Annotated in this window: 17 protein-coding genes; 9 read left to right on the top strand and 8 right to left on the bottom strand. The window is 75.3% G+C overall.

Translation table 11 applies throughout. The features are described 5' to 3' along the window. Positions 1 to 12 precede the first annotated feature (12 nt). On the bottom strand, positions 13 to 6,819 hold the full coding sequence (locus tag AB0H75_RS11530) for a CHAT domain-containing protein (RefSeq protein ID WP_367794323.1): 6,807 nt from the start codon (positions 6,817 to 6,819) through the stop codon (positions 13 to 15). A 135-nt stretch (positions 6,820 to 6,954) separates the two neighbouring features. Between AB0H75_RS11530 and AB0H75_RS11535 the strand changes: the two genes are divergently transcribed. Further along, positions 6,955 to 7,359 (top strand): nitroreductase family deazaflavin-dependent oxidoreductase, encoded by a 405-nt coding sequence (locus AB0H75_RS11535; protein ID WP_367794326.1) that lies wholly within the window; start codon positions 6,955 to 6,957, stop codon positions 7,357 to 7,359. Positions 7,360 to 7,467: 108 nt separating this feature from the next. Here AB0H75_RS11535 and glgA read toward each other — a convergent pair whose 3' ends face one another. Further along, positions 7,468 to 8,634 (bottom strand): glycogen synthase, encoded by a 1,167-nt coding sequence (glgA, locus tag AB0H75_RS11540; protein WP_367794329.1) that lies wholly within the window; start codon positions 8,632 to 8,634, stop codon positions 7,468 to 7,470. Between the two features lie 159 nt (positions 8,635 to 8,793). Between glgA and glgC the strand changes: the two genes are divergently transcribed. Then, positions 8,794 to 10,029 carry a glucose-1-phosphate adenylyltransferase gene (gene glgC / locus AB0H75_RS11545; RefSeq protein WP_367794332.1) on the top strand — a complete coding sequence of 412 codons (1,236 nt, stop codon included), beginning with the start codon at positions 8,794 to 8,796 and terminating at the stop codon, positions 10,027 to 10,029. A 241-nt stretch (positions 10,030 to 10,270) separates the two neighbouring features. Here glgC and AB0H75_RS11550 read toward each other — a convergent pair whose 3' ends face one another. Then, the gene (locus AB0H75_RS11550; RefSeq protein WP_367794335.1) at positions 10,271 to 10,651 is read right to left on the bottom strand and encodes a hypothetical protein; all 381 of its coding nucleotides are present in this window, start codon (positions 10,649 to 10,651) and stop codon (positions 10,271 to 10,273) included. A 178-nt stretch (positions 10,652 to 10,829) separates the two neighbouring features. On the opposite strand from AB0H75_RS11550, the gene AB0H75_RS11555 reads away from it, so the two are divergent. Further along, complete coding sequence (locus AB0H75_RS11555) at positions 10,830 to 12,308, top strand: Nramp family divalent metal transporter (RefSeq protein WP_367794338.1); 1,479 nt, start codon at positions 10,830 to 10,832, stop codon at positions 12,306 to 12,308. On the opposite strand, the gene AB0H75_RS11560 is transcribed toward AB0H75_RS11555, so the two are convergent. From AB0H75_RS11560 to AB0H75_RS11575, 4 genes are all read right to left on the bottom strand, one after another. Then, on the bottom strand, positions 12,298 to 12,939 hold the full coding sequence (locus tag AB0H75_RS11560; protein ID WP_367794341.1) for a hypothetical protein: 642 nt from the start codon (positions 12,937 to 12,939) through the stop codon (positions 12,298 to 12,300). The two genes, AB0H75_RS11555 and AB0H75_RS11560, sit on opposite strands and share 11 nt — an antisense overlap. Further along, positions 12,936 to 13,298 (bottom strand): hypothetical protein, encoded by a 363-nt coding sequence (locus AB0H75_RS11565; RefSeq protein WP_367794344.1) that lies wholly within the window; start codon positions 13,296 to 13,298, stop codon positions 12,936 to 12,938. The genes AB0H75_RS11560 and AB0H75_RS11565 overlap by 4 nt, the downstream gene beginning before the upstream one ends. A 122-nt stretch (positions 13,299 to 13,420) precedes the next feature. Next, positions 13,421 to 15,550: an alpha/beta hydrolase-fold protein gene (locus AB0H75_RS11570; protein ID WP_367794347.1), complete on the bottom strand. Its 2,130-nt coding sequence runs from the start codon at positions 15,548 to 15,550 to the stop codon at positions 13,421 to 13,423. Positions 15,551 to 15,893: 343 nt separating this feature from the next. Then, on the bottom strand, positions 15,894 to 16,868 hold the full coding sequence (locus AB0H75_RS11575; protein WP_367794350.1) for a sporulation protein: 975 nt from the start codon (positions 16,866 to 16,868) through the stop codon (positions 15,894 to 15,896). 169 nt (positions 16,869 to 17,037) lie between these two features. Between AB0H75_RS11575 and AB0H75_RS11580 the strand changes: the two genes are divergently transcribed. Beyond that, positions 17,038 to 17,643, top strand: a complete 606-nt coding sequence (locus AB0H75_RS11580) for a hypothetical protein (protein WP_367794353.1) — start codon at positions 17,038 to 17,040, stop codon at positions 17,641 to 17,643. 21 nt (positions 17,644 to 17,664) lie between these two features. Here AB0H75_RS11580 and AB0H75_RS11585 read toward each other — a convergent pair whose 3' ends face one another. Further along, positions 17,665 to 19,176 (bottom strand): IclR family transcriptional regulator C-terminal domain-containing protein, encoded by a 1,512-nt coding sequence (locus AB0H75_RS11585; protein WP_367794356.1) that lies wholly within the window; start codon positions 19,174 to 19,176, stop codon positions 17,665 to 17,667. Positions 19,177 to 19,291: 115 nt separating this feature from the next. On the opposite strand from AB0H75_RS11585, the gene AB0H75_RS11590 reads away from it, so the two are divergent. The 5 genes from AB0H75_RS11590 to pcaG are packed head-to-tail and all read left to right on the top strand — an operon-like array spanning position 19,292 to position 23,105. Beyond that, the gene (locus AB0H75_RS11590; protein WP_367794359.1) at positions 19,292 to 20,041 is read left to right on the top strand and encodes a CoA transferase subunit A; all 750 of its coding nucleotides are present in this window, start codon (positions 19,292 to 19,294) and stop codon (positions 20,039 to 20,041) included. Beyond that, positions 20,041 to 20,670 carry a CoA transferase subunit B gene (locus tag AB0H75_RS11595; RefSeq protein WP_367794362.1) on the top strand — a complete coding sequence of 210 codons (630 nt, stop codon included), beginning with the start codon at positions 20,041 to 20,043 and terminating at the stop codon, positions 20,668 to 20,670. The genes AB0H75_RS11590 and AB0H75_RS11595 overlap by 1 nt, the downstream gene beginning before the upstream one ends. Further along, positions 20,667 to 21,812: an acetyl-CoA C-acyltransferase gene (locus AB0H75_RS11600; RefSeq protein ID WP_367794365.1), complete on the top strand. Its 1,146-nt coding sequence runs from the start codon at positions 20,667 to 20,669 to the stop codon at positions 21,810 to 21,812. The genes AB0H75_RS11595 and AB0H75_RS11600 overlap by 4 nt, the downstream gene beginning before the upstream one ends. Positions 21,813 to 21,828: 16 nt before the next feature. Beyond that, positions 21,829 to 22,581, top strand: a complete 753-nt coding sequence (gene pcaH, locus AB0H75_RS11605; RefSeq protein ID WP_367794368.1) for a protocatechuate 3,4-dioxygenase subunit beta — start codon at positions 21,829 to 21,831, stop codon at positions 22,579 to 22,581. Beyond that, complete coding sequence (gene pcaG, locus AB0H75_RS11610; RefSeq protein WP_367794370.1) at positions 22,578 to 23,105, top strand: protocatechuate 3,4-dioxygenase subunit alpha; 528 nt, start codon at positions 22,578 to 22,580, stop codon at positions 23,103 to 23,105. The genes pcaH and pcaG overlap by 4 nt, the downstream gene beginning before the upstream one ends. The last annotated feature ends 56 nt before the right edge of the window (positions 23,106 to 23,161 follow it).

The following is a 23,161-nucleotide window of genomic DNA, read 5'->3' on the forward strand; positions in this document are numbered from 1 at the left end:
GGCGGCCGCCCGTCACTCGGGCAGGCCGACCAGCACGTACGGTGCCCACAGCTCGGGCTCGGCGGGGCCGTACAGCTCGCGCAGCGACAGCACGGCATCGCGCAGCGCCTGGGCCGGGGCGGTGCCCGTACGGACCGCGGTGTGGAAGTCGCGCACGAGCGCCCGGGTGATCTCGGCGGCGGGCGGCCAGAGGGTGAGGAGCGCGGCGCGGGCGCCGGCGTGCAGCAGCGCGTGACCGAGGGCGGCTACGCCGTCACCGGTACGGGGGCCCCGCTCGCACCCGGCGACGACGACGAGGCGGGCCCGCAGGTGCATGCCCATGATCCGCCGCGCGGTCAGCACGCCGTCGGCCAGCCGCACCCCCGCGGCGAACGGATCCCGCCCACCGGACGCCGCGCCGGACACCATGCCGGATGCGGTGCCGGACACCATGCCGGACGCTGCGCCGGGCGCCATGCTGGATGCTGCGCCGGGCACCGTGCCGGATGCGGTGCCGGACGCCGCGCCGGATGCGGTGCCGGATGCGGTGCCGGATGCGGTGCCGGACACCATGCCCGGCACCATGCCCGGCACCATGCCGGACGCCATGCCCGGCACCGCGTCCGGTACCGCGTCGGCGGACAGGTGGACGACGTCCCAGCTTCCGGCCAGGTGGGCCGAGGTGGCGGCGCGGCCGGTGAGCGGAGCGGCGCCGAGCAGGGCCGCCACCTCCGCGACCGCCGCCTCCGCCGCGCCAGAGCCCGTGCCTCCGCCCGTACCGAAGCCCGCGCCCGTACCCGCGCCGAAGCCCGAGCCCGTACCCGCGCCCGCGCCGAAGTCCGAGCCCGTACCCGTGCCGAAGCCTGCGCCCGTGCCGGAGCGCGTGCCCATACCGAAGCCCATCACCAGTGACCGCCCGCCGGCGCGGATCGGGGCGCGCTGGGCCACGCGCGCCAGGGCGGCGGCCGACGGGGCGTAGGTGACCGGGCAGCGCTCGATCAGCGGAGGCCCCCCGCCGGGGGCGAGGGCGTGCAGCGGGAGGCGGTGCAGCTCGCGGTGCGGGAGGAGATGGAGCATCGCCAGGTCGTCGCCCAGCGCCTGGAGCGCGTCGGCCAGCAGCAGGTCGGCCAGGCGGCGCCACAGGTCGAGACGGCGCCTGCGGGCCGCGAGGTCGAGCAGGCCGGGCCGGTCGCCGTCGACGGTCGCGGTGAAGTCCGCCAGCAGGCCGGGATCCGCCGCGGACGGGAAGGCGCGGGGCTCGGACCATCCGGTGCGGTGCGCGAGCACGGTGATGCCGCCCTCCCCCACGTGGAAGCCCAGCAGCCCGGTCGCCTCGCCACGCGTGACCAGGGCGTCCAGCTCGGGCCTGGCGAGCGGCGCGGCGCGGCGGGCGGCCACGTGACCGGGGGCGGCGGGCTCCAGGTGCCGCCACAACGTCTCCAGGCCGTCCCGTACGGCGTGGGCGCGGTGGACGAGCGCGGCCGCCTGGACCGGATCCCGGGTGCGGGCGGCGGCCGAGACGAGGGCGCGGGCGGCGCGGAGGTCGCGTTCCTCGCGTTCCAGCAGCTCCGCGGGGACGTCGGGCGGCGCGGGCCAGCGGCCGCCGCCGAGCTGCGCGGCCAGTGTCCACGCCTTGGCCTGCTCGGCGCGGGCCCAGGCGGCCATGCCGTGCCCCAGGCGTACGGCGAGGGAGACCGCCCGGTCGGCCACGGCCGTGCTCCCGCCGAAGCCGGGGGCCGGCGTGCGGTGAGGGGCGGGGTCGCGAGGATCGAGGACGGCGGCGAGGTCGAGGTCGCAGGCGTGCTCGGCGTCGGCGAGGGCGGCGGCCAGGTCGCCCGTGCGCTCGGCGGCGGCGGCGCGGCGTTCGAGGGCGAACCCCAGCGCCGGCTCGTGCCCCAGAGCCCGCAACAGCTCGACGGCCCGGGACAGCCGGTCACGGGCCTGGGCCGGATCTGCGGCGACGGCGGTGGCGGTGGTCTCGGCGGCAGTAGCGGCGGCGGCGTCGATGGCGGTGGCGGCGAGGTCCAGTGCTCCGAGCCCGGCCAGCGCGAGCGCCTCCCCGGCCTCGAACCCGATCCGCCGCGCCAGGTCCAGCGCCTCCTGCAGGTGGACCGCCGCCGGAGGAGAGGACGTCTCCGGGGCGGGGGCGGGGGGTGCCGGGGTGGAGGAGGAGTTCTCCAGGTCGGCGAGGGCGAGCAGGGTCAGGACGGCCGCCCGGTCGTCGCCGGTCTCGCGGTGGACGGCCAGGGCACGTTCGAGGAGGGGCCGGGCCTCGGCGCTCTCGCCCCGGAGGAGGTGGACGAGGGCGAGGCCGGCGTGGTCGTCGCCCAGGCCGGCTCGTTCCTCCCGCTCCTCGCGCAGCGCGATGGCCTCCCGGTAGCGCGAGGCGGCGGCGTCCAGCTCGCCCAGCTGGAGGTGCAGGGCGGCGCGGCCGGACAGGAGGGGCGGGCGCAGGGCGCGCCACACCGGGGCCGTGGTCAGCGCCAGGCCCTCGTCGTAGGCGCGGGCGGCGTCCGTCCAGCGGGCCTGGCCGGCGAGGGCCGGGGCCAGCGCGGTCAGGGCCCGGACCAGGGACACGGGGAGGGCCGGGCGGCTGTCGTCGCGGGCCAGCTGCACCGCGCGGGTGAGATGGCCGATCGCCTCGTCGGGACGGCCGAGGGCGCGGGCGGCGGCACCCAGGTTGCGCAGGTGCTCGACCACCCTGGCGTCGCGCAGCTCGTACCCTTCGGCGGCGTGGCTGTAGGCGGCGGTGGGGTCGCCCAGGGACAGGCAGTAGGCGGACAGCTTGGCGAGAAGGTGGGAACGGTCCTGCGGGAGGAGCGGGGCGGGGGCACCCGAACCGTCGCGGTCGCCGTCGCCGTGGCGGTCGCCGTCGCCGTGGCGGTCGCCGTCGCCGTGGCGGTCGCCGTCGCCGTCCCGGGCGGGTGGTGAGCCGGTGCCGGCCGCCGGGGGTGGCGCCTGGGCGAGGAGCTGCTCGGCCACGGCCCGGGCCAGGGGGACGTCTCCCGCCGCCTCGGCCTCCTCCAGGCGCAGCCACGTCTCCAGACGCTCGCCCGCCGCCGAGCGGGCGCGGGCGGCGGGGAGGGCGGCGACGGCCTCCGCCAGGGTGGCCCGGCCCCGGGTGAGGTCGCCGAGGGCGAGCTGCATGGCGGCCACCCGCGCCAGGACGCCGGCCTCCAGGTCCCCCGACGGCGCCAGGGCCACGACGATCTCGAACGGCGCCGCCCCCGTGGCATCGGGCCGGATGGCGGCCTGGGAATCGGGCCGGGGATCGGGCCGGGCATCGGGCCAGGCGGTAGGGCGGGCGTCGGACGGGGTGGCGGGGCCGGGGGGTGGCGGTGGGGCGGAGGTGGGGGTGAGGGCGGTCAGGGCGGTCAGGGCGGATTCCAGGGTGGTGCGGGCGCGGCGGTACTCGCCGCGTTCCTCCAGGACGAAGCCGAGCTTGAGCGCGGTGAGCGCGGCCAGCCGGGGCTGGGCGGCGGCGCGGAAGCCGTTGACCGCCTGCTCCAGGGCGTCGATCCTGGCGGGCAGGTCGCCGAGGCGGGCCGACAAAAAGGCCAGCCGGGCGTGGACGACGGCTTCCTTGAGCGGGTCGGCGGCGGCCAGACCGAGGGCGGCGCGCAGGCGCTCGCCGGCGGCGCGCGGGTCGCCCAGGTGGTCGTCCAGGACCGCGCGGTGCAGGGTGGCGAGGAAGAGGGCGTGCGGGTCGCCCTCCCCGGCGGCCAGCTCCAGGGCCCGGTCCAGCTCCGCGACCGCCTCGTCCGGACGGCGCAGGGCGGTCAGGCAGGCCGCGCGCATGGTCAGGGCGGTGGCCTCCCGTACGGCGGCGCGCAGCCGGGCGAAGGTCCCGGCCGCCGCCCCGAACTCCTCCAGCGCCCGCCCGGCGTCCCCTTCCGCGTAGGCGAGGGCGCCCAGGTTGTAGCGGACGGAGGCGGAGCCGTCGGGGTGGCCGATCGCCTGGTACTCGTGCTCGGCCAGCTCGAAGGCGGCCCGCGCGCCCGCCGGGTCGCCGGTGGCGCGGCGGCGCTGCGCGATGCGGTACCACTCGTCGGCGGGCTCGCGCCGCCCGCCCCGGCGCCGTACGACCTCGACCAGGCGGGCCTCGCAGGCGGCGGCCTGCGCACGGTGGCCGCGCCCGGCCAGCAGGACGGCGTGGGCGTCCAGCGCCCGGCAGGCGTCCTCCCAGGCTCCGGCGGCCTCCAGCTCGATGGCGCAGGCGGCGATGCGTTCCACGGCGGCCGTGAGGTCGTCCTGGTCGATGGCGGCGCGGGCGGCCGGGACCAGCACCAGGGCGGCCTCGCGGGGCTCGCCGAGCGCCAGGTACAGCTCGCGGGCGCGGGCCGCGCAGGCCAGCGCGGCGGCGGGGTCGCCGGCGGCCAGGTAGGCGTCGGCGGCGCGTACCTGGTGGGCGGCCTCCTCGGCCGCCAGGCCGGCGCCCGAGCACAGGGCGACCGCCCGCAGGCGCTGCTCGATGGCCCCGGCCGGGTCCCCCGCGCGCAGGAGGACGTCGCCCAGGTGGCCGAGCTGCTCGGCCTCCGCCCGGGTGTCGCCCAGCGCGCGGTGGACGGCCGCCGCGCGCTCGAACGCCTCGGCCGCGGCGGCGGGGTCGTCCAGCCGGTCGTGGTTGAAGCCCTGGAGGGAGAGGGCGCGGGCGGCGCGGATGCGGTCGCCCTCCTCGTCGAAGGCGGTCGCGGCGCGGGCCAGGACGGCGTCGGCGGCGCGGTGGCGGCCGAGGGCGGTGAGCCGGAGGGCGGCGTCGAGCAGGAACGCGCCCCGGCCGGTGGCCGTCGTCGCGTGGTGGCGTTCGGCGTAGTGGAGGAGCTTGAGCGCCAGGTCCTCGTCGGAGGTCTGGAAGGCCAGTTCGGTGGCGGAGCCGGCGAGGTGGTCGTCGATGGGCAGGACGGCGGGGGCGGCGAGGAGGGCGTCCAGCCGGGCCAGCACGTCGGGGTCGTCGTCGCCGGCGAGGGCCAGGCACTCGCCGAGGTCGCGGGGGTCGGCGAGGAGGGAGAAGCGGGCGATCAGGGCGCGGGACAGGAGGCGGTGGGCGGAGGGCTGGTCGCGGGAGCTCTTCGTCGCCAGCTCGACGGCCTGGCGGGCGGCCAGGACGGCGCCGTCGAGGTCCTCCGCGCGGCCGGCGCCGCCGGGCCCGTCCTCGGGGTGGGTGGCGCGCCGGAGCAGCAGCTCGGACAGGAGCGTGTACGCCTCCAGGCGCGAGGCCAGGCGGTCGCCGGCGGCGAGGGCCTCGCGCAGGGCGGTGACGGCTTCGCCGGTGGCGGCGGGGGTGAGGTGGAGGTGGAGGGCGCGGGCGAGGAGGAACAGGGCGCCAGGGCGGGCCGGGTGGCCGTGGGGGTGAGCGGCCAGGGCCGTGCGGGCGGCGGCGACGGGCCCGGCGGGGTCGCCGCCGGTGGCCAGGGTGTGTTCGAGGAGGGCGGTGGCCAGGTCGGCGAGGAGCCGGGGGCGGTCGGGGTGGCCGGGCGGGGCCACCTGGACGGCCTCGCGCAGGGTGGCGACGGCGACGTCCAGGTCGGGCTGCGCGCCGGTCGTCTCGTAGCGGCGCCAGCGGCGCTCGCCGAGCAGCACGAGCCGGGCGAGCGGATCGGCCCCGAGCCGCCGCGCCAGGTCACCGGTGACGCTGGAGGCGGCGGTACGGGGATCGAGCCGGTGGCCGAGGACGCGGACCCGGGCGTGACCGGCGGAGAGGGAGCCGCCGGACGCCGGATCGGCGGGCACGGGGCCACCGGGCCCGGGACCGGCGGGCCCGGGCCCGATGGGGGCGGAGGCGAGGCCGGAAGTGGGAAGGGCGGAAGCGGGAGAGGCGGAAGCGGGAGAGACGGAAGCGGGAGGGGTGGAAGCGGGAGAGGCGGGGATGCCGAGGGCCTGGAGCATTTCGCGGCCGGCCTCCAGCGACCGCTCGTCCCCCGTCACCACGTACCACTCGACGAGCCCCGCCGCGTACGGCGCCAGCACCCCCGGATGCGCCCACTGCTCGTGCCAGAAGTCCAGCGCGCACTGGCCCACCCGGATGAAGGCGAGAAGGTCGTCGTCCAGCCAGGAGCGGACGGCGCGGGCCTGGGTGAGGTCCACGAGGGTGAGCAGCGCCCGGGAGCGGTCGCGGGTGCCCGGCTCGGACTCGGCCGCCGCCAGGTACGCCCGGGTCAGCTCCTCGTCGCCGGGCACGGCCAGGGCGAGCGCCGCGGCCAGCTCCGCCCGCCAGGCGCTCTCGCCCGGAGCGCCCAGCGCGGCCCTGAGCAGGACGTGTACCGCGTCGTCGATGTGCTCCCGCTCCCCCGTCTCGCCGAACAGCCGCACCAGGCCGCCGCCGAGCAGGGCCAGCGCGCCGGGCGCCCAGGACGGGTCGGCCGAGCGCATGGCCTGCTGGAGCAGCAGCTCGCCGAGCCGGCCGGCGGCGTCGGGGGTGAGGTGGGCCACGGCGCGCCGGACGAGGGCGTGCACGAGCAGCCCGGCGTGCCAGTACGCGGCCGGGTCCACGTGCCGGAGCACCTCCTCGACGAGCCCGGTCCAGGTGGCGGCCGTGTCACCGGGCGGTACGCGGGCGCCGCGCAGCTTGGGCGGCAGCCGTCCGGGGTCGAGCACGGCCACGGCGGCGAAGAAGGCGCCCGCGACCGCCGCGTCCTGGGCGGTGCGGGGGTCGAGGCGGTAACGGGCGAGGTGGAGCATGCCGATCAGCCGCCAGGTCGCGGCGTCGGAGCGGTCGCCGGCGCATGCCCGCATCGCCTGCTCGGCCTCGGCCAGCGCCGCGGGATCCCAGATCAGCTCGGGATCCGCGGCCTGCTCGAACCGCTCGATGCGGGCGGCCAGCGCCCCGGCCGGATCGGTCATGGGCTCAGGCTCTCACCGGCGCGCGGCGGCGTACAGCCGGGGCCGGGCGGTGGGGTGATCATGGTGGTGGCCAACTCTTCGTACAGACCCCGCGGGCGGCGATGTAGGCGCGCCCGTGGTGGGTAGGTCGCGGGCATGCTCTATGGCAAGGAACACGTCCAGCGCTATCAGGAGACCGACGGCGCGGAGGGACACGACTGGAACAACACCACCGTCCTGCTGCTGACCACCAAGGGCCGCAGCTCGGGCCGGCCGTACACCACGCCGCTGATCTACCAGCCCTACGGCGACGACTACCTGGTCGTGGCCTCCTACGGGGGCGCGCCCGACGACCCGCAGTGGTACAAGAACCTGAAGGCGGAGCCCGAGGTCGAGGTGCAGGTGAAGGGCGACAAGTTCAAGGCCAGGGCCCGCACGGCCCGCCCGGAGGAGAAGTCGGACATGTGGCGGGTCATGGCCGCGACCTGGCCCCAGTACGACGAGTACCAGCAGAAGACCGACCGGGAGATCCCCGTGGTGGTGCTGGAACGGGCGAGGTGACCCCCGGTCCGGCGGGGCCCGCGCGGCCCCGCCGGCGGCGGCTCACAACCCGGCTCACAACCCGGCTCACAACCCGGCTCACAATCCGGCGCGCGGCTCCAGGGCGGCTCACAGCCCGGCGTACAGCTCCAGGGTGCGGTGGGCGATGCGTTCCCAGGAGAAGTGCTCGACCGCCCGCGCCCGGCCCGCGAGGCCCATCTCCCTGGCCCGTCCCGGGTCGCCCAGCAGGGCGTTGACCCGCTCGGCGAGGTCGGCGGCGAAGCGGTCGGGGTCGTGCGGGGTGCCGTCGCGGTCCTGGGAGATGGGGACGAGCAGGCCGGTCTCGCCGTCGGCCACCACCTCGGGGATGCCGCCGGTGGCGGTGGCCACCACGGCCGTCTCGCAGGCCATCGCCTCCAGGTTGACGATGCCCATCGGCTCGTAGACCGACGGGCACACGAACACCGTGGCGTGCGTCAGGAGCTGGATGACCTCGGGCTTGGGCAGCATCTCCTGGATCCAGAGGACGCCGTCGCGGTCGAGGTCGCGGACCAGCCCGCTCACCTCGGCGGCGATCTCGGGCGTGTCGGGCGCGCCCGCGCAGAGCACGAGCTGGGCGTCCGGGTCGAACGAGCGCGCCGCGTGCAGCAGGTGCACCAGGCCCTTCTGGCGGGTGATGCGGCCGACGAAGATCACGTACGGGCGGCCGGGGTCCACGCCGTGCTTCTCCAGGACGGCGGTGCCGGGGTCGGGGACGTACTCGGCCGTGTCGATGCCGTTGTGGATCACGGTGACCCGGCCGGGGTCGATCTCGGGGTAGGCGGCCAGCACGTCGCGGCGCATGCCCGCCGAGACGGCGATGACGGCGTCGGCGGCGGCCAGGGCGGTGCGCTCGGCCCAGGAGGAGATCGTGTAGCCGCCGCCGAGCTGCTCGGCCTTCCACGGCCGCAGCGGCTCCAGGCTGTGCGTGGTGATCACGTGCGGGACGCCGTGCAGCATCTTGGCGACGTGCCCGGCGAAGTTGGCATACCAGGTGTGGGAGTGGACGACGTCCGCGCCCTCGCAGGCGGCGGCCATCTCCAGGTCCACGCCGAGCACCTGGAGGGCGGCGTTGGCCCGCTCCAGCCCGCCCGGCACCCGGTAGGCGGAGACGCCCGGCTCGTCGCGGTCCGCGCCGAAGCAGCGCACCCGCACCTCGGCCAGCCGGCGCAGCTCCCTGGCCAGGTATTCCATGTGCACGCCGGCGCCGCCGTACACCTCGGGCGGATACTCCCGGCTGAGCAGATCAACACGCATAGAGAAGACCTTACGAGCAACGCGAGCATAGGGAACACAATCGACATGCCCAGGGTCGGTAACCCCGACCCGGCCATCAGCCGCAAATCAGGACACAAAGGAAGTCTCGCGTGCCGGGATTCGTCGATAGAACGGCTATTTGAGGGTAGCGTCTCGGGCATGAGGTCCCGGAGGGTGCTTGCGGTTGTGCTGGCAGGTGGAGAGGGCAAGAGGCTCATGCCGCTCACGGCGGATCGGGCCAAACCGGCGGTGCCGTTCGGGGGGATATATCGGCTCATAGATTTCGTGCTGTCCAACTTGGCCAACGGCGGCTTCCTGAAGATCGTCGTGCTGACCCAGTACAAGAACCACAGCCTCGACCGGCACGTCTCGCGTACCTGGCGGCTGTCGGCGATGCTCGGCAACTACGTCACGCCCGTCCCCGCGCAGCAGCGGCTCGGGCCCCGGTGGTTCTCCGGCTCGGCCGACGCGTTGTTCCAGAACCTGAACCTGATCTACGACGAGATGCCCGAGCACGTCATCGTGTTCGGGGCCGACCACATCTACCGGATGGACCCGCGGCAGATGGTCGAGCAGCACGAGGACTCCGGCGCGGACGTGACCGTGGCCGCCATCAGGCAGCCGCTGTCGCTGGCCGACCAGTTCGGAGTCATCGAGACCGACCCCCAGGGGCGCAGGATCGTCGCGTTCAGGGAGAAGCCGAAGGACGCGGTGGGTCTCGCGGACTCGCCCGACGAGGTGTACGCCTCGATGGGCAACTACGTGTTCAAGACCCAGTCGATGATCGACGCGCTGCGCGAGGACGCGCTGGACCCGTCCAGCAAGCACGACCTGGGCGGGAACATCATCCCGATGCTGGTCAAGTCGGGCGGCGCCGAGGTGTACGACTTCAAGAACAACATCGTGCCCGGCTCCAACGAGCGCGACCGCGGCTACTGGCGTGACGTGGGGACGCTGGACGCCTACTACGAGGCCCACATGGACCTCATCTCGGCGCACCCGGTGTTCAACCTGTACAACGACAAGTGGCCGATCTTCACCGGCCACGACCCGCTGCCGCCGGCCAAGTTCGTCCACAACGACGGCGACCGGGTGGGGCGGGCCCTCGACTCGCTCGTCTCGCCCGGCGTCATCGTCTCCGGCGGCACGGCCGTGCGCTCGATCCTGTCGCCCAAGGTGGTGCTCCACTCGCACTCGCTGGTGGAGGACTCCGTGCTGATGGAGAACGTCAAGGTCGGGCGGGGCGCGATCGTGCGCAAGGCGATCATCGACAAGAACGTCGTGATCCCGGACGGCGCGCGGATCGGGTTCGACCTGGAGTACGACCGCACGCGCTTCGCCCTGACGCGGGGCGGGGTCGTGGTCATCGGCAAGAACGAGATCGTGGACCGCTGAGCGCGGATCGCCGCCACCCGGTCGCCGAGGAGGGCGGCCGGGCCGTCGGCGTGCCCTGGCACGGGGTCCGGGCACGGGACAGGCGCGGGGTCCGGGCACGGGACAGGCGCGCGGGGTCCGGGCACGCAGAAAGGCCCGCACGGTCGCGGGCCGAGGAGGTGGAGGGGGCGTGACGCCCGGGGAGCCGGAGCAGGTCCCGGGGCACTCGCGTGGCCCCGGGACCGGGCCGGTCCAGAAGAGCCTAGAAGCGGCCGATCCGGTTCACCGGGTAACGGGACTCCCGGCCCCAGCCGTGGCCCGAGTCGCTCCAGTCCGAGCCGCCCCAGCCGGGACCGCCCCAGCCGGAGCCGTGCTCGTGGCTACGCCACCTGCCCCAGTCCTCGTCCTTGCCCCAGCCCTCGTCCTTGTTCCAGTCGCGGTGGTCGTGCCAGCTGTACCTGTCCTTGCAGGCCTCGGCGTCGCGGCGGCCGGCGAAGACGCCGTGGGCGTCGATGCCGAGTGTGTGGGTGTCGTCGTTGACGCTGAGGTCGCAGACGGTGTGGGCGTTCGCCGGGCCCGCCAGGCCGACGATCGCGACAGCGGCGCCGAGCAGACCGGCGACGGCTATGAGGTTACCTTTCACAATCCCTCCCCTGTAGTCACGGAGTGACAACACTCATTAACACTACGTAGTCACTCCCGTAACGCCGTGTAACGCCACGCGCGAACCCTCCGATCCTTTCCCCCCGCTTCCGGCCGGTCGATTTGGGCCTTGATGCAGCTCCCGCCCGGGATCACCCTGAACGGCAGGAGGCAGTGCCATGACACACCCGCTCGGAGTCAGCCGCCCGGATCTCCAGGTCACCGACCTGCCCACGCCCGAAGAGGTCTTCAAGGTCTCCAGGATCGGGCCCAAGGAGATCGTCAAGTACGCCGTCGGCCCCAGCCTGATCGCGCTCGGCATCTCGATCGGCAGCGGCGAGTGGCTGCTCGGCCCGCTCAACGTCGGCCAGTACGGCTTCGTCGGCGTCGGCTGGGTGATCGTGGTGTCCGCGCTGCTCCAGACCTTCTACAACGTGGAGTGCTCGCGCTACGTCCTCGCGACCGGCGAGACGCCGGTGGTCGGCTGGGGACGGGTGCCGCCGGGCTGGACGCTGTGGGTGCCGCTGTCGGTGCTCATCGTGATCTTCGCGTTCATCGCGGGCGGCTGGGCCGCCTCGGCGGGGCAGGGCGTCTACGCGCTGGTCCACGGCGTGGCCCCGGCCGCCGCGGACGCCGAGCCGCGCTGGTGGGCCGTCGCCCTGCTCGTGCTGGTCTTCCTCATCACCGCCTTCGCCCGCCGCATCAGCCGCGCGCTGGAGCTGGCCAACTGGGTGATGGTCGGCGCGATCCTGCTCGCGCTGGTGGCGGTCGACCTGCTCGTGGTGCCGTTCGGCCAGTGGTGGGAGGGCATCCGCGGCTTCGTCACCCCGGCCGCGCCGCCCGCCGGGATCACCGCCACGCAGCTCGGCGCGCTGGCCGGGTTCACCGCCCTGGCCTCCGGCCTCAACTGGTACGTCATGGGCCACTACCGCGACAAGGGCTACGGCATGGGCCACCGCGTCGGCTACCTCTCGGGGCTGCGCGGCGACCGGACCCGGGTCCTGGCCAGCGGGGTCACCTTCCCCGACGACGAGCGCAACCGGGGACTGTGGCGCCGCTGGTACCGGCTGCTGATGATCGACATGTGGGGGGTGTTCTTCGTCGGCGCCGTCCTCGGCATGCTGCTGCCGACGATCCTCATGGCGCAGGCGGTCACGCTGTCGGGCGAGAGGCCGACGCGGGCGAACGTCCCGACGTTCGTGGCGGGGGTGCTCGGCGACGAGTACGGGCGGGTGGTGTTCTACCTCGCGCTGGTGATCGGGGTGCTGATCCTGTTCTCCACGCAGCTCGGCATCTTCGAGGCGATGGTGCGGGTGACGACCGACGCCGCCAACGCCACCAGCCCGCGCCTGCGCGCGCTCGTCGAGGGCGATCCGCGCCGGTTCTACTACCCGTTCATGATCGTGCTGCTGGTGGCCATCTCGGTCGTCATCTTCCAGTCGCTGCCGGTGGGGCTGGTGGAATGGTCGGCCAACATGTCCAACCTGGGCGCGCTGATCTACCCGTTCCTGCTCATGTACCTGAACAGCAGGCTGCCCAGGCCCGCCCGGCCCCGGCCGTGGCACTACGTCATCCTCGTGCTGAACTTCCTGTTCTTCGGGTTCTTCTTCGTCAACTTCATCGCCGACTTCGTGGGGGACCCGCTGGTCACGTTCTGAGGGTGAGCTTCACGCGCCCGCCGGACGGCTCGCCGAACACGACGGTCACCGGGCCGAGGGCGTGGGTCAGCAGGCACAGCGGCCGGCCGGGGACGACCCGGCGGTCGAGCTTCCCCGGGGCGCGGGGCGCGGCGAGCGGGCCGGGCGGGCACCCGCCCGCGCGGGCGCGGGTGCCGTCCACGAGGACGCGCGAGCCCGAGACGGCGAAGTCCGCCCGCGCGGCGGCGGCGGGCGACGCGCCGTCGGGGACGACCCGCCACAGGCTCCTCCCCCGCCGCGGGACGCGCAGGACGCGGGTCAGGGCGACGTGCCGCTCGCCCGGCCGGGCGGTCTCGACCGCGGGGGACGGCGGTCTCGCGGCGACGCCCCCGCCCGGTTCGCGCCGCGGGGCGAACACGGTGACGCCCAGGGCGAGCGCCAGGCCGGCCACCGCGACGGGCACCAGGCCCAGCCGCAGGAACGGCAGGAGCCCCCGCCGCGGCGGCGACGGGGCGGGCGGTCCCGGAGGGAGGCCCAGGAGGGACGCCCAGTAGCGCCGCCACAGGCTGCCCCGGCGGTCGAGCGGCGGCACCGGCACGACCGGCCGGGTGTCGATGAGGGCGTGCCAGTAGCGCTCGCCCAGACTCCTCACCGTGCCGCCTCCCGCGACTCACCGGACGCCGCGGGCTCCTCCTGCGGCGTCCCCTGCAACGTGCGCAGGGTGCCGACCTGGCGCAGCAGCGCCGGGGCGGAGGCGCCCACGGCGATCGCCGCCATCGTGCCGGTGATCTGGTCCCTGAACAGCAGGGCCGCGGCCGCCCCCAGCGCCAGCCGGGTGGCGGCGACCAGGGCGTCCGCGACCGGGTCCAGGTACTCGTCCAGGCGCGGCAGCCGCGCCCGCCGCCGCTCCCTGGCCTTCCTGCGGGCCTGCTGCCACGCCGTCAGCGAGCTCCACACGTAGAGGATCTCGACGATCGTTCCCCCCACGGCCCCCAAGCCCGCGGCCGCCATCCATTCCACCACTCCGCCCCCCGGCTCAGGTTGTCCGCCAAGCATGCGCGGGCGGCCGCGGGGCGGGCGAGGACTGCGGCGGTCAGGGGATGCTCACCTCCGGGATCGAGGAATGTGCCGGGTCAGGAGGGCAGGCCCGTGGACGGCGCGACCGTGGCGAGGAAGACGTCCCCGTTGCCCGGGGCCGCGCCGCCCCGCGGGGAGCCGTAGGTGAGGCCGGAGACCGCGACCTGTCCGGACGGGGTCGCGGCGGCGTACAGGTCGGTCTCGGCGAACGGGTCCACGGCGTCGTCCCTGGCGGTGCCGAACTGGGCGGCGGCCCGCTGCTCGCCCCCGCCGCCGAGGCGGGCGGTCAGCACGTCCGCGCCGCCCGCCTGCACGCCCACCCGGCCGCGTGTGTAGCCCACGACCTCGGCCTCGCCGCCGGGCAGCGGGACCACCGCCGCGCCCTCGTCGGCGGCGGGCGTGGCGAGCGTGTGCGTCCAGCGCCGCTTGCCGCGGGCGGTGTAGGCCGCCGTGTGGACGTCACCGGCGACCGCGCCCGTGGCCACGGCCAGGCCGCCGGTGGTGACGGTCACCGCGTTCAGCCGGTCGTCGCCGGCGCCGCCGGCGGACGTGGCCCACGCCCGGCCGCCGTCGGCGGCGGTGAAGGCGGCCAGCCAGCCGTCGAGGCCGCCGAGGGCGGTCGTGCCCGGCAGCGCGGCGGTGGTGCTGCCCGCGACGTAGAGGCTGGTCGCGTCGGCGGCCACGCCGTGGGCCTTGTCCTCGCCGGGGCCGCCGTACTGGCGCAGCCAGGCCAGCTCGCCGGACGGGGTCAGGCGGGCCACCAGGGCGTCCTTGTCACCGGCGTTCGGGCCGTCGAGCGCGCCCTTGGTGTAGCCGGCCACGTACGCGCCGCCGTCGGGCGCGGCGGCCAGGCCGTAGAGGCGGTCGGCGGCGTCCGGCGCGCCGAACTGGGTGATCCAGCGCACCGCGCCGTCCGGGCCGAGCCTGGCCACGAACGCGTCGTCGGCGGCGTTGCCCGGGTGCTCGCCGTCGAGGTCGCCCTTGGTGTAACCGGCGGCCAGCACGCCGCCGTCGGGCAGCGGCGCGACCCCGTACAGGCGCTCGTCGGCGGCGGTGCCGAGCAGGCGGGTCCAGCCGTTCGCGCCGGTACGGGTGAGGACGGCGTCCAGGCGGCCGGCGGGCCGCTGCCCGGCCACCGGCCCGCCGGCCGCGTAGCCGACCGTCAGGGAGCCGTCGGCGTGGGCGGCGACGCCGCCGGCCCAGTCGGTGGCGGAGCTGCCGTGCAGCGGGCCGGGCAGGCCGGCCGGCGGCGTCACGCTGAGACCGGGGCCCAGCTCGGCCAGGGCCTGCTCGAAGGCGGGCGCCCAGACCGCCCAGTCGTGGCCGCCGTCCAGGACGCGGAGCTGGGCCGAGATCGCGGGCGAGCGGCGGGCGGCGTTGTAGAGGGCGGCGGACTCGAAGTCGAGGTCGTGGCGGGCGTCGGCGGGGTCGGGGTTGGCGTACTCGTCGTCGCCGACGGCCACGAACAGCCGTACCGGCAGGTCGGGGTCCAGCTCCGGCAGCAGGGCGGGGTAGTTGAGCTCGCGGTAGACGTCGTCGGAGAACTTCTCCGCGCCCTGGCCGAAGGCGCCGTAGTCGCGGGCGGAGGAGTCGCCGGGCGGCAGCGGGGTGTAGACGGCCGGGCTGAGGACGGCGGCGGCGCTGAAGACGTCCTGGTGGGCGAGGGCGAGGCGGAGCGCGCCCGCGCCGCCCATCGAGTAGCCGCCGACCAGGCGGGCCTCGCGGATCGGGGCGGTGCGGTAGGTGGCGTCCACGTGCGCCACCAGGTCGCGGGCGAGCGCGGTCTCCACCTTGCGGCCGGGCAGGTCGGAGCCGGTGTAGCGGGAGTCGGTGTACCAGCTTCCGCGCCCGCTCCACGGCGCGTCGGGCATGACGGCGATGACCGGCGGGATGCGCCTGGTGCGGATCAGGTCGTCGAGCGTGGTCTTGACGCGGGTCCACGCCTGCATGGTGTCGCCGCGGCCGTGCAGCAGGTAGAGGACGGGGTGGCGGGCGCTGCCCCGGTCGTAGCCGGCGGGGAGGTAGGCGGTGTAGGCGACGGCCTCCCCGCCGAGGGCCGGCGAGGGCGCCGAGCCGGTGGTGAGGGTGCCGCTCGCGCGCGTGCCCGTCTCGCCGGGCGGGGCGAGGAGGGTGAGCGTGGTGAGGACGGCCAGCGCGGCGGCGCCGATCCAGCGGGACAGGGGCATCGACCACTCCGAGGGGAGCTGTAAACGTTTACAGTAGGCGCCTTGCGGCGTTCCGAGAGAGTTTCGTGGGGTGGGGGGTGCCGTGTCAACGGGAGGCGGGCGCTCCGGCGGCACTCGGCGTGCCGTCGGAGCGCCGCCGGGGCGCCGGCCCGTAGGTCGGGCGCCGCCGGCAGCGGGCGGGCGGGCGGCCACGGGATGATCCCGCGACCGCCCGCCGCCGAGTCACCGGCACGCGGTCAACGGCGCACCGTCAACGGCGCACCATCACCGGCGCACCATCACCGGCACGCAGTCACCGGCACGCGGCCACCGCACCGCCGCCGCTCGCCGTCGCCGCTCGGTGTCACCACTCGTCGCCGCCGTCGTCGTCGCCCTCGAAGATCTCCTCGACGATCTCGCCGGCCACCAGGCCGCCCGCCACGCCCATGGCGCCCGCAGCGGCCACCGCGCCGAGGCCCATGCCGCCGCCCCCGTGGTGGCGGCCGTGGTGGTGGTCGTCGTAGTGGTGGCCGTAGGGGTCGCCGTGCAGGACGCCGGGGCCGTGGTGGCCGCCGTACGAGGCCAGGCGCTGGAGCCAGCTCTCGATCTCGCCGGACCAGTTCGTCCGCAGGGCGTCGTCGTGGCTGACGGTGAAGTGGTCGATGGCGTCACCGGAGTAGCGGCCGGCGCGCTTGTCGGCCTCCAGGACGACGGTCAGCCCGTCGGGGGTGGCGACGAAGGTCACCTCGACCTCGTTGACGTGGCCGCGGTGCTGCGGCGGCGGGTAGAACTCGATCTCCTGGTAGAACGGCAGCCGCTGGTCCACGCCGATCAGCCGGCCGGACTCCAGGTCGGCGGACTTGAACTGGAAGCCGAGGTCCAGGAAACCCTCCAGGATGCGCAGCTGCGAGGGCAGCGGCTCGACCGCGAACGGGTCGAGGTCGCCCTTGTCGACCGCCTTGGCGATGGCCAGCTCGGTACGCACGCCGAGCACCATGCCGCGCAGCGGCTGCCCGTCGATCTCGCTGACCGGCGCCTCCCACGGGACCGGCATCGTGAAGGGGAGCACGCGGTCCTCGCCCTTGCGCAGTGTGAACGGCCCGGAGACCTGCGTGCGGGCGAACTCGTTCACCCCGGCGCCCTCCGAGTCGCCGTACTCGATCTCCACGCGGGCCACCAGGCCGAGCGTGACGTGCTCGATCTCGGCGTCGAAGTCGCCGCCCTTGAGCCGGACCTCGCCCCGCAGCGTGCCACCCGGACGGGTGCGCGGCGTGGACAGGACGGTGTCCACCGAAGGCGCGCCGACGCCGAGCGCGCCCAGCATCCGTTTGAAGACCACGGCTCTACTCTCCCTGTTGATGATCGACTGCTTGCGCCGACACAACGAGCGGTCGCCCGGCCGAGTTCCGGCGGGACGCAGCCGAAGGTCTCCCAGCGGTGAGGCTTACGGCACTCCTCCTCCGGGCAGGTGAGGCGCACCCCTGTGTCCTCGAGCAAGTAGGTGCGCGATGAAGACTGCCCTCGAATCCCTCATGCCCCTCGTGCGCAGGTACCGGCTGGACGACAACCCGCTGCGCCGCCGCTCGGACCGCTTGGAGTCCGCCTTCGTGGCGGTGGCGATCCTGCTGGTGGTGCTGAGCGCCTGGCCCGCGGTGCTGGCGGGGCAGGCGGCCTACCGGGCGGGGATGGCCGAGACCCGGGTGGGGCCGGACGGGCGGCAGCAGGTGACGGCGACCCTGCTGGAGGACGCGCCGCCGGCCAGGGCGTCGTTCAGCGAGGTGCCGGCGCAGCCGCCGCGGGCGCGGGCCTGGTGGACGACCCCGGCGGGCGCGGCGCACACGGGCGAGGTGGTGGCCCCGGCGCTGGCCGCGAGCGGCACGCGGGTGCGGATCTGGATCGACGCCGAGGGCAGGCCGGCCACCGCGCCGAAGAAGCCGCTGGAGATCCAGCTCCGCGGGGTGGGGATGATGGTCTTCGTGGTGCTGACGGCGGCGTTGCTGGCCTCCGGCGGCCTGCTGGCCGGGCGGTGGCTGCTCGACCGCCGCCGCTACCGCGAGTGGGACGCGGCCTGGGCCGTCACCGCCGGGCGGTGGCACCGGCGGCAGCGCGGCTGACCCCGCGAGGGGGCCGGGCGGTCAGCGGCCCAGGCGGACCAGCTCGGGCAGGGAGCCGTTCCAGGCGGGGCCGTGCACGAAGGCCAGGTCGGCCTCCATCCGGGCGGCGGCCTCCCGCAGCTCGGGCAGGACGTCGCGTACCAGGCCGGCGGGGGTGGCGCGGCTGGCGTGGGTGGCGACGTTGACGGCGGCCACCACCCGTCCCGAGCCGTCGCGGATGGGCACCGCCAGCGACCGCACCCCCTCCTCCAGCTCCTGGTCCACCAGGGCGTAGCCGTCGGCGGCGGCCCGGCGCACGGCGGCGGCCAGCTCGGCGTTCGTGGTGACGGTGTGGCGGGACAGCGGCTTGACGGCGATCCCGGCCAGCCGCTCCGCCGGCAGGTCGGCGAGCAGCACCCGGCCCATCGAGGTGGCGTAGGCGGGGAAGCGGGTGCCGACCGTGATGTCCACGCTCATGATCCGCCGGGTCGGTACGCGGGCCAGGTAGACGATGTCCTCGCCGGACAGCACGGCGACCGAGGCCGACTCGCGCACCCGGGCCACGAGGTCGGCCAGGTGCGGCTGGACGACGTCGCGGAAGGACAGCCCGGACAGGTGGGCGTACCCCAGCTCCAGGACCTTCGGCAGCAGGACGAAGCGGGTGCCGCCGGCGGGGGCGGCGTAGCCGAGCCGTTCCAGGGTCTGGACGGCGCGGCGGACGGTCGCCCGGGGCTGGCCGGTCGCCCTGGAGGCGTCGGCGAGGGTGGCGCCGCCCGGCCTGCCGAGCGCGGTCATGACGGCCAGGCCGCGCGCCAGCGACTGCAGGTAGCCGGCGCCCAGCTCCTTCTTGGCCGCCAGCGAGGCGTCCTCGGCCGCCGTCGCCCGGGCGCCGGCCGCGCGCGGCGCGGGGGACGGGCGGGCCAGGGCGGCCTCCATCTCCGCCACCGTCTCGCGCAGCCGGGGCAGGGCGTGCTCGCGCAGCCCCTCGGCGGTGTGCCGGCTGGTGTGGCTGACCACGCTGAGCGCGCTCACCGGCGTCCCGCCGGGATCCCGTACCGGCACCGCGACCGCCACCAGCCCCGGCTCGACGAGCTGGTCGTCCACGGCCCACGGCGCGGACGGGTCCAGCAGCGCCAGCCCGGCCGCGCACCGCCGCGCGGGCAGCAGGTCGCCGACGCGGAAGGCCACCGACATGGTGCGCCGCCGGGTGAACTGGGCGATGAAGCGCACCCCTCCCCCGTCCGGCACGGCCAGCGACACCGACTCGTCCAGCTCCTCGGCCAGCCGCCCGGCGAGCGGCGACAGCGCCTCGCGCAGCCCGCAGCCCGACAGGTAGGCCTCGCCCAGCTCCATCAGCCGCGGCGCGAGCAGCACCTCCCGCTCGCCGGTGCGCACGTAGCCGAGGTGGGCGAAGGTGACCAGCACCCGGTCCACCGCGGACCTGGCCAGCCCGGTGGCGCGCACGAGGTCGGTCGCGGCCACGGGCCGGCCCGGCTCGCCCGCCAGCACGCGCAGCACGGCCAGGCCGCGTTCCAGGGTTCCGGCCGCTTCCATCGCGCCTCCTCGGCCGAGGGAGGTCCTTTGACAGGAGCGCTCTCGTTACGGATACTCGACAGCATAATAGTGGACAAAAGTTCACTATGCGAACACTCCCGGTGAATGGAGCGTCGTGCGGAGAGACAAGGTGGTGGCCTCGGCCGAGGAGGCGCTGGCCGGCGTACGGGACGGCGCGTCGTTCGCGGTCGGCGGGTTCGGCCTGAGCGGCATCCCGAACGTGCTGATCCGGGCCCTCTACGACACCGGGGTGACCGGCATCTCCGTGGTGTCGAACAACTGCGGCGTGGACGGCGGCGGCCTCGGCGTGCTGCTGGCCGCCGGGCGCATCGCGCGCGTGACGGCCTCGTACATCGGCGACAACAAGGAGTTCGCCCGCCAGTACCTGGGCGGCGAGCTGGAGGTCGAGCTGACCCCGCAGGGCAGCCTGGCCGAGCGGCTGCGCGCGGGCGGCGCCGGCATCCCGGCCTTCTACACCCCGGCAGGGGTGGGCACGCCGGTGGCCGAGGGCGGCCTGCCGCTGCGCCACAACCCGGACGGCTCGATCGCCGCGGCCTCGCCGCCCAAGGAGGTACGCGAGTTCGACGGCCGCCCGTACGTGCTGGAGCACAGCATCAGGACGGACTTCGCGCTGGTCCGCGCGGCCAAGGGCGACCGGCACGGCAACCTGGTCTTCAACAAGGCCGCGCGCAACTTCAACCCGCTGGCCGCGATGGCCGGGCGCGTCACGGTCGCCGAGGTGGAGGAGCTGACCGAGCTGGACCCCGACGAGGTCCACCTGCCCGGCGTCTTCGTCCAGCGCGTCCTCGTGCTGACCCCGGAGCAGGCGGCGGACAAGGGCATCGAGAAGAGGACGACTCGCTGATGAGCTGGACGCGGGACGAGATGGTGGCCCGCGCGGCGGCCGAGCTGCGCGACGGTGACTACGTCAACCTGGGCATCGGCCTGCCCACCCGCATCCCGTCGTTCCTGCCGGACGACGTGGACGTGATCCTGCACTCGGAGAACGGCGTCCTCGGCGTCGGCCCCTACCCGGCGGCGGACGAGGTCGACCCCGACCTGATCAACGCGGGCAAGGAGACGGTGACCGTGCGGGAGGGGGCGTCGTTCTTCGACTCCTCGCTGTCGTTCGGGATGATCAGGGGCGGGCACATCGACGTGGCGGTGCTGGGCGCGATGCAGGTGTCGGCCGCGGGCGACCTGGCCAACTGGATGGTGCCCGGCAAGCTGGTCAAGGGCATGGGCGGGGCGATGGACCTCGTCCACGGCGCGCGCAAGGTCATCGTGATCATGGATCACACGGCCAAGGACGGCTCGCCGAAGATCGTCAAGGAGTGCTCGCTGCCGCTCACCGGCAGGGCGTGCGTCCACCGCGTCATCACCGACCTCGGCGTGCTCGACGTCACCGGGGACGGGCTGCGGCTGGTGGAGACCGCGCCGGGGGTGAGCGTGGCGGAGCTGCGCGAGCGTACGGAAGCCGAGGTCCTGGCATGAAGACCGTCTACGTCGTGGACGCCGTCCGCACCCCGTTCGGCAGGCACAACGGCGCGCTGGCCGGGGTCCGCCCCGACGACCTGGCCGCGCACGTGGTCAGGGCGGTCGCCGAGCGCAACGGCGTCGAGGCCCCCGACGAGGTGATCCTCGGCAACGCCAACGGCGCCGGCGAGGAGAACCGCAACGTCGCCCGCATGGCCGCGCTGCTGGCCGGCCTGCCGGTGACCACGCCGGGCGCGACCGTGAACCGGCTGTGCGGGTCCGGCATGGAGGCGGTCGTCCAGGCGTACCGGATGATCGCGCTCGGCGACGCCTCCACGGTGATCGCCGGCGGCGTGGAGTCGATGACCCGCGCCCCGTGGGTGCTGCCCAAGCCCGACCGGGCCTTCCCCGCGGGCGGCGCCGAGCTGGTCTCCACCACGCTCGGCTGGCGGCTGGTCAACCCGAGGATGCCCGCCGAGCACACGGTTCCGCTCGGCGAGGGCGCCGAGCTGATCGCCGACAAGCACGGCATCACCCGCGAGCAGCAGGACGCCTACGCCCTGGCCAGCCACCGGAAGGCGGCCGGAGCGTCCTTCGAGCGGGAGATCGTCCCCGTCGGGGACGTGACCCGGGACGAGGGCATCCGCGAGGACACCTCCCTCGACAAGCTCGCCCGGCTCAAGCCGGCCTTCCGCAAGGAGGGCACGGTCACCGCCGGCAACTCCTCCCCGCTCAACGACGGCGCGGCGGCGCTGCTGCTCACCGACGAGGACGGGCTGGGCGGCCGCGAGCCCCTGGCGCGCATCACCGCCGGCGCCGCCAGCGCCCTCGAACCCCGCTACTTCGGCCTCGGCCCGGTCGAGGCCGCCCAGCGCGCCCTCGCCAAGGCCGGCAGGACCTTCGCCGACCTGGCCACGGTCGAGCTGAACGAGGCCTTCGCCGCGCAGACGCTCGGCTGCCTGGCCGAGCTGCCCGACCTGGACCCGGCGCTGGTCAACCCGGAGGGCGGCGCGATCGCGCTCGGCCACCCGCTCGGCGCGTCCGGCGCCCGGATCACCGGCGCGGTGGCGCACCGGCTGGCCGCGGCCGGGTCCGGCACCGGCCTGGCGTGTCTCTGCATCGGCGTCGGCCAGGGCATGGCCGTCGTCCTGGAAAGGTAGCCAGAAAGGTAGCCCGATGACCCCACCCCTCAGCCAAGCCGACATCGATCGCGAGATCGCCGAGCTGCACCAGGCCCACGACGGCGAGGAGGCGAACCAGCCGCTGCGCGACTTCGCCCCCTACCGCAGCAGCGTGCTGCGCCACCCGAAGCTGCCGCTGCTGGCGGTCAAGGACCCGGAGGCGGCCGAGCTGTCCGGGCCGGTCTTCGGCGTCACCGACGTGACCGCGCTCGACAACGACCTCACCAAGCAGCACCCGGGCGAGCCGCTCGGCGAGCGAATCACCGTCCAGGGCCGGGTGCTCGACCGCGACGGGCGGCCGGTGCGCGGCCAGCTCGTCGAGGTGTGGCAGGCCAACGCCGCCGGCCGCTACCCGCACCAGCGCGACGACCACCCGGCCCCGCTCGACCCCAACTTCTCCGGGGTGGGGCGCTGCCTGACCGACGACGAGGGCCGCTACTCCTTCACCACGATCAAGCCGGGGCCGTACCCGTGGCGCAACCACGTCAACGCCTGGCGGCCGGCGCACATCCACTTCTCGGTGTTCGGCACGGCGTTCACGCAGCGGCTGGTCACCCAGATGTACTTCCCGGGCGATCCGCTGTTCCCGTTCGACCCGGTGCTGCAGTCGGTGACCGACGAGCGGGCCCGGCAGCGGCTGGTGTGCGCCTACGACCACGAGCTGTCCGTGCCCGAGTTCTCGCTGGGCTACCGCTGGGACATCGTCCTGGACGGCCCGGCCGCGACCTGGATGGAGGAGGGCCGATGAAGCCGACCCCTTCGCAGACGATCGGCCCGTTCTACGGCTACGCGCTGCCGTTCCCCGGCGGCGGCGACCTGGCCACCGGCGGGATCACCGTCCACGGCTACGTCTACGACGGCGCGGGCGAGCCGGTGCCGGACGCGCTGCTGGAGTTCTGGCAGGCCGACCCGTCGGGCGACCTCAGCGGCAAGCCGGGCACGCTGCGCCGCGACCCGGTGAACGGCGCCGTCATCGGGCGGCACGGGCTGGACTTCACCGGTTTCGGCCGGGTGCCGACCGAGGCCGACGGCCGCTACGGGTTGCGTACGCTCATGCCGGGTAACGGCTACATCAGCGTGTGCGTGTTCGCCCGTGGCCTGCTGCACCACCTGTTCACCCGCGTCTACTTCGACCGGGGCGCGGCCTTCCTGGACACGCTGCCGCCGGAGCGGCGCGAGACGCTGGTCGCCCGGCCGGAGCGCGAGGGCGTCTACCGCTTCGACATCCACCTGCAGGGCGAGAAGGAGACGGTCTTCCTTGACTTCGGCTGACGGGGGGACTCCGGCTGACGGGGGGACTCCGGTTGACCGGGGGGCCGACCTCGGGT

It is taken from the genome of Nonomuraea sp. NPDC050783, assembly GCF_040802095.1.
Lineage (GTDB): Bacteria > Actinomycetota > Actinomycetes > Streptosporangiales > Streptosporangiaceae > Nonomuraea.

Bases quoted from the DNA above. Each gene is read 5' to 3' on its own strand.
- AB0H75_RS11530 (WP_367794323.1), bottom strand. From the start codon at position 6,819: ATGACCGATCCGGCCGGGGCGCTGGCCGCCCGCATCGAGCGGTTCGAG.
- AB0H75_RS11535 (WP_367794326.1), top strand. From the start codon at position 6,955: ATGCTCTATGGCAAGGAACACGTCCAGCGCTATCAGGAGACCGACGGC.
- glgA (WP_367794329.1), bottom strand. From the start codon at position 8,634: ATGCGTGTTGATCTGCTCAGCCGGGAGTATCCGCCCGAGGTGTACGGC.
- glgC (WP_367794332.1), top strand. From the start codon at position 8,794: ATGAGGTCCCGGAGGGTGCTTGCGGTTGTGCTGGCAGGTGGAGAGGGC.
- AB0H75_RS11555 (WP_367794338.1), top strand. From the start codon at position 10,830: ATGACACACCCGCTCGGAGTCAGCCGCCCGGATCTCCAGGTCACCGAC.
- AB0H75_RS11565 (WP_367794344.1), bottom strand. From the start codon at position 13,298: ATGGCGGCCGCGGGCTTGGGGGCCGTGGGGGGAACGATCGTCGAGATC.
- AB0H75_RS11570 (WP_367794347.1), bottom strand. From the start codon at position 15,550: ATGCCCCTGTCCCGCTGGATCGGCGCCGCCGCGCTGGCCGTCCTCACC.
- AB0H75_RS11580 (WP_367794353.1), top strand. From the start codon at position 17,038: ATGAAGACTGCCCTCGAATCCCTCATGCCCCTCGTGCGCAGGTACCGG.
- AB0H75_RS11585 (WP_367794356.1), bottom strand. From the start codon at position 19,176: ATGGAAGCGGCCGGAACCCTGGAACGCGGCCTGGCCGTGCTGCGCGTG.
- AB0H75_RS11595 (WP_367794362.1), top strand. From the start codon at position 20,041: ATGAGCTGGACGCGGGACGAGATGGTGGCCCGCGCGGCGGCCGAGCTG.
- AB0H75_RS11600 (WP_367794365.1), top strand. From the start codon at position 20,667: ATGAAGACCGTCTACGTCGTGGACGCCGTCCGCACCCCGTTCGGCAGG.
- pcaH (WP_367794368.1), top strand. From the start codon at position 21,829: ATGACCCCACCCCTCAGCCAAGCCGACATCGATCGCGAGATCGCCGAG.
- pcaG (WP_367794370.1), top strand. From the start codon at position 22,578: ATGAAGCCGACCCCTTCGCAGACGATCGGCCCGTTCTACGGCTACGCG.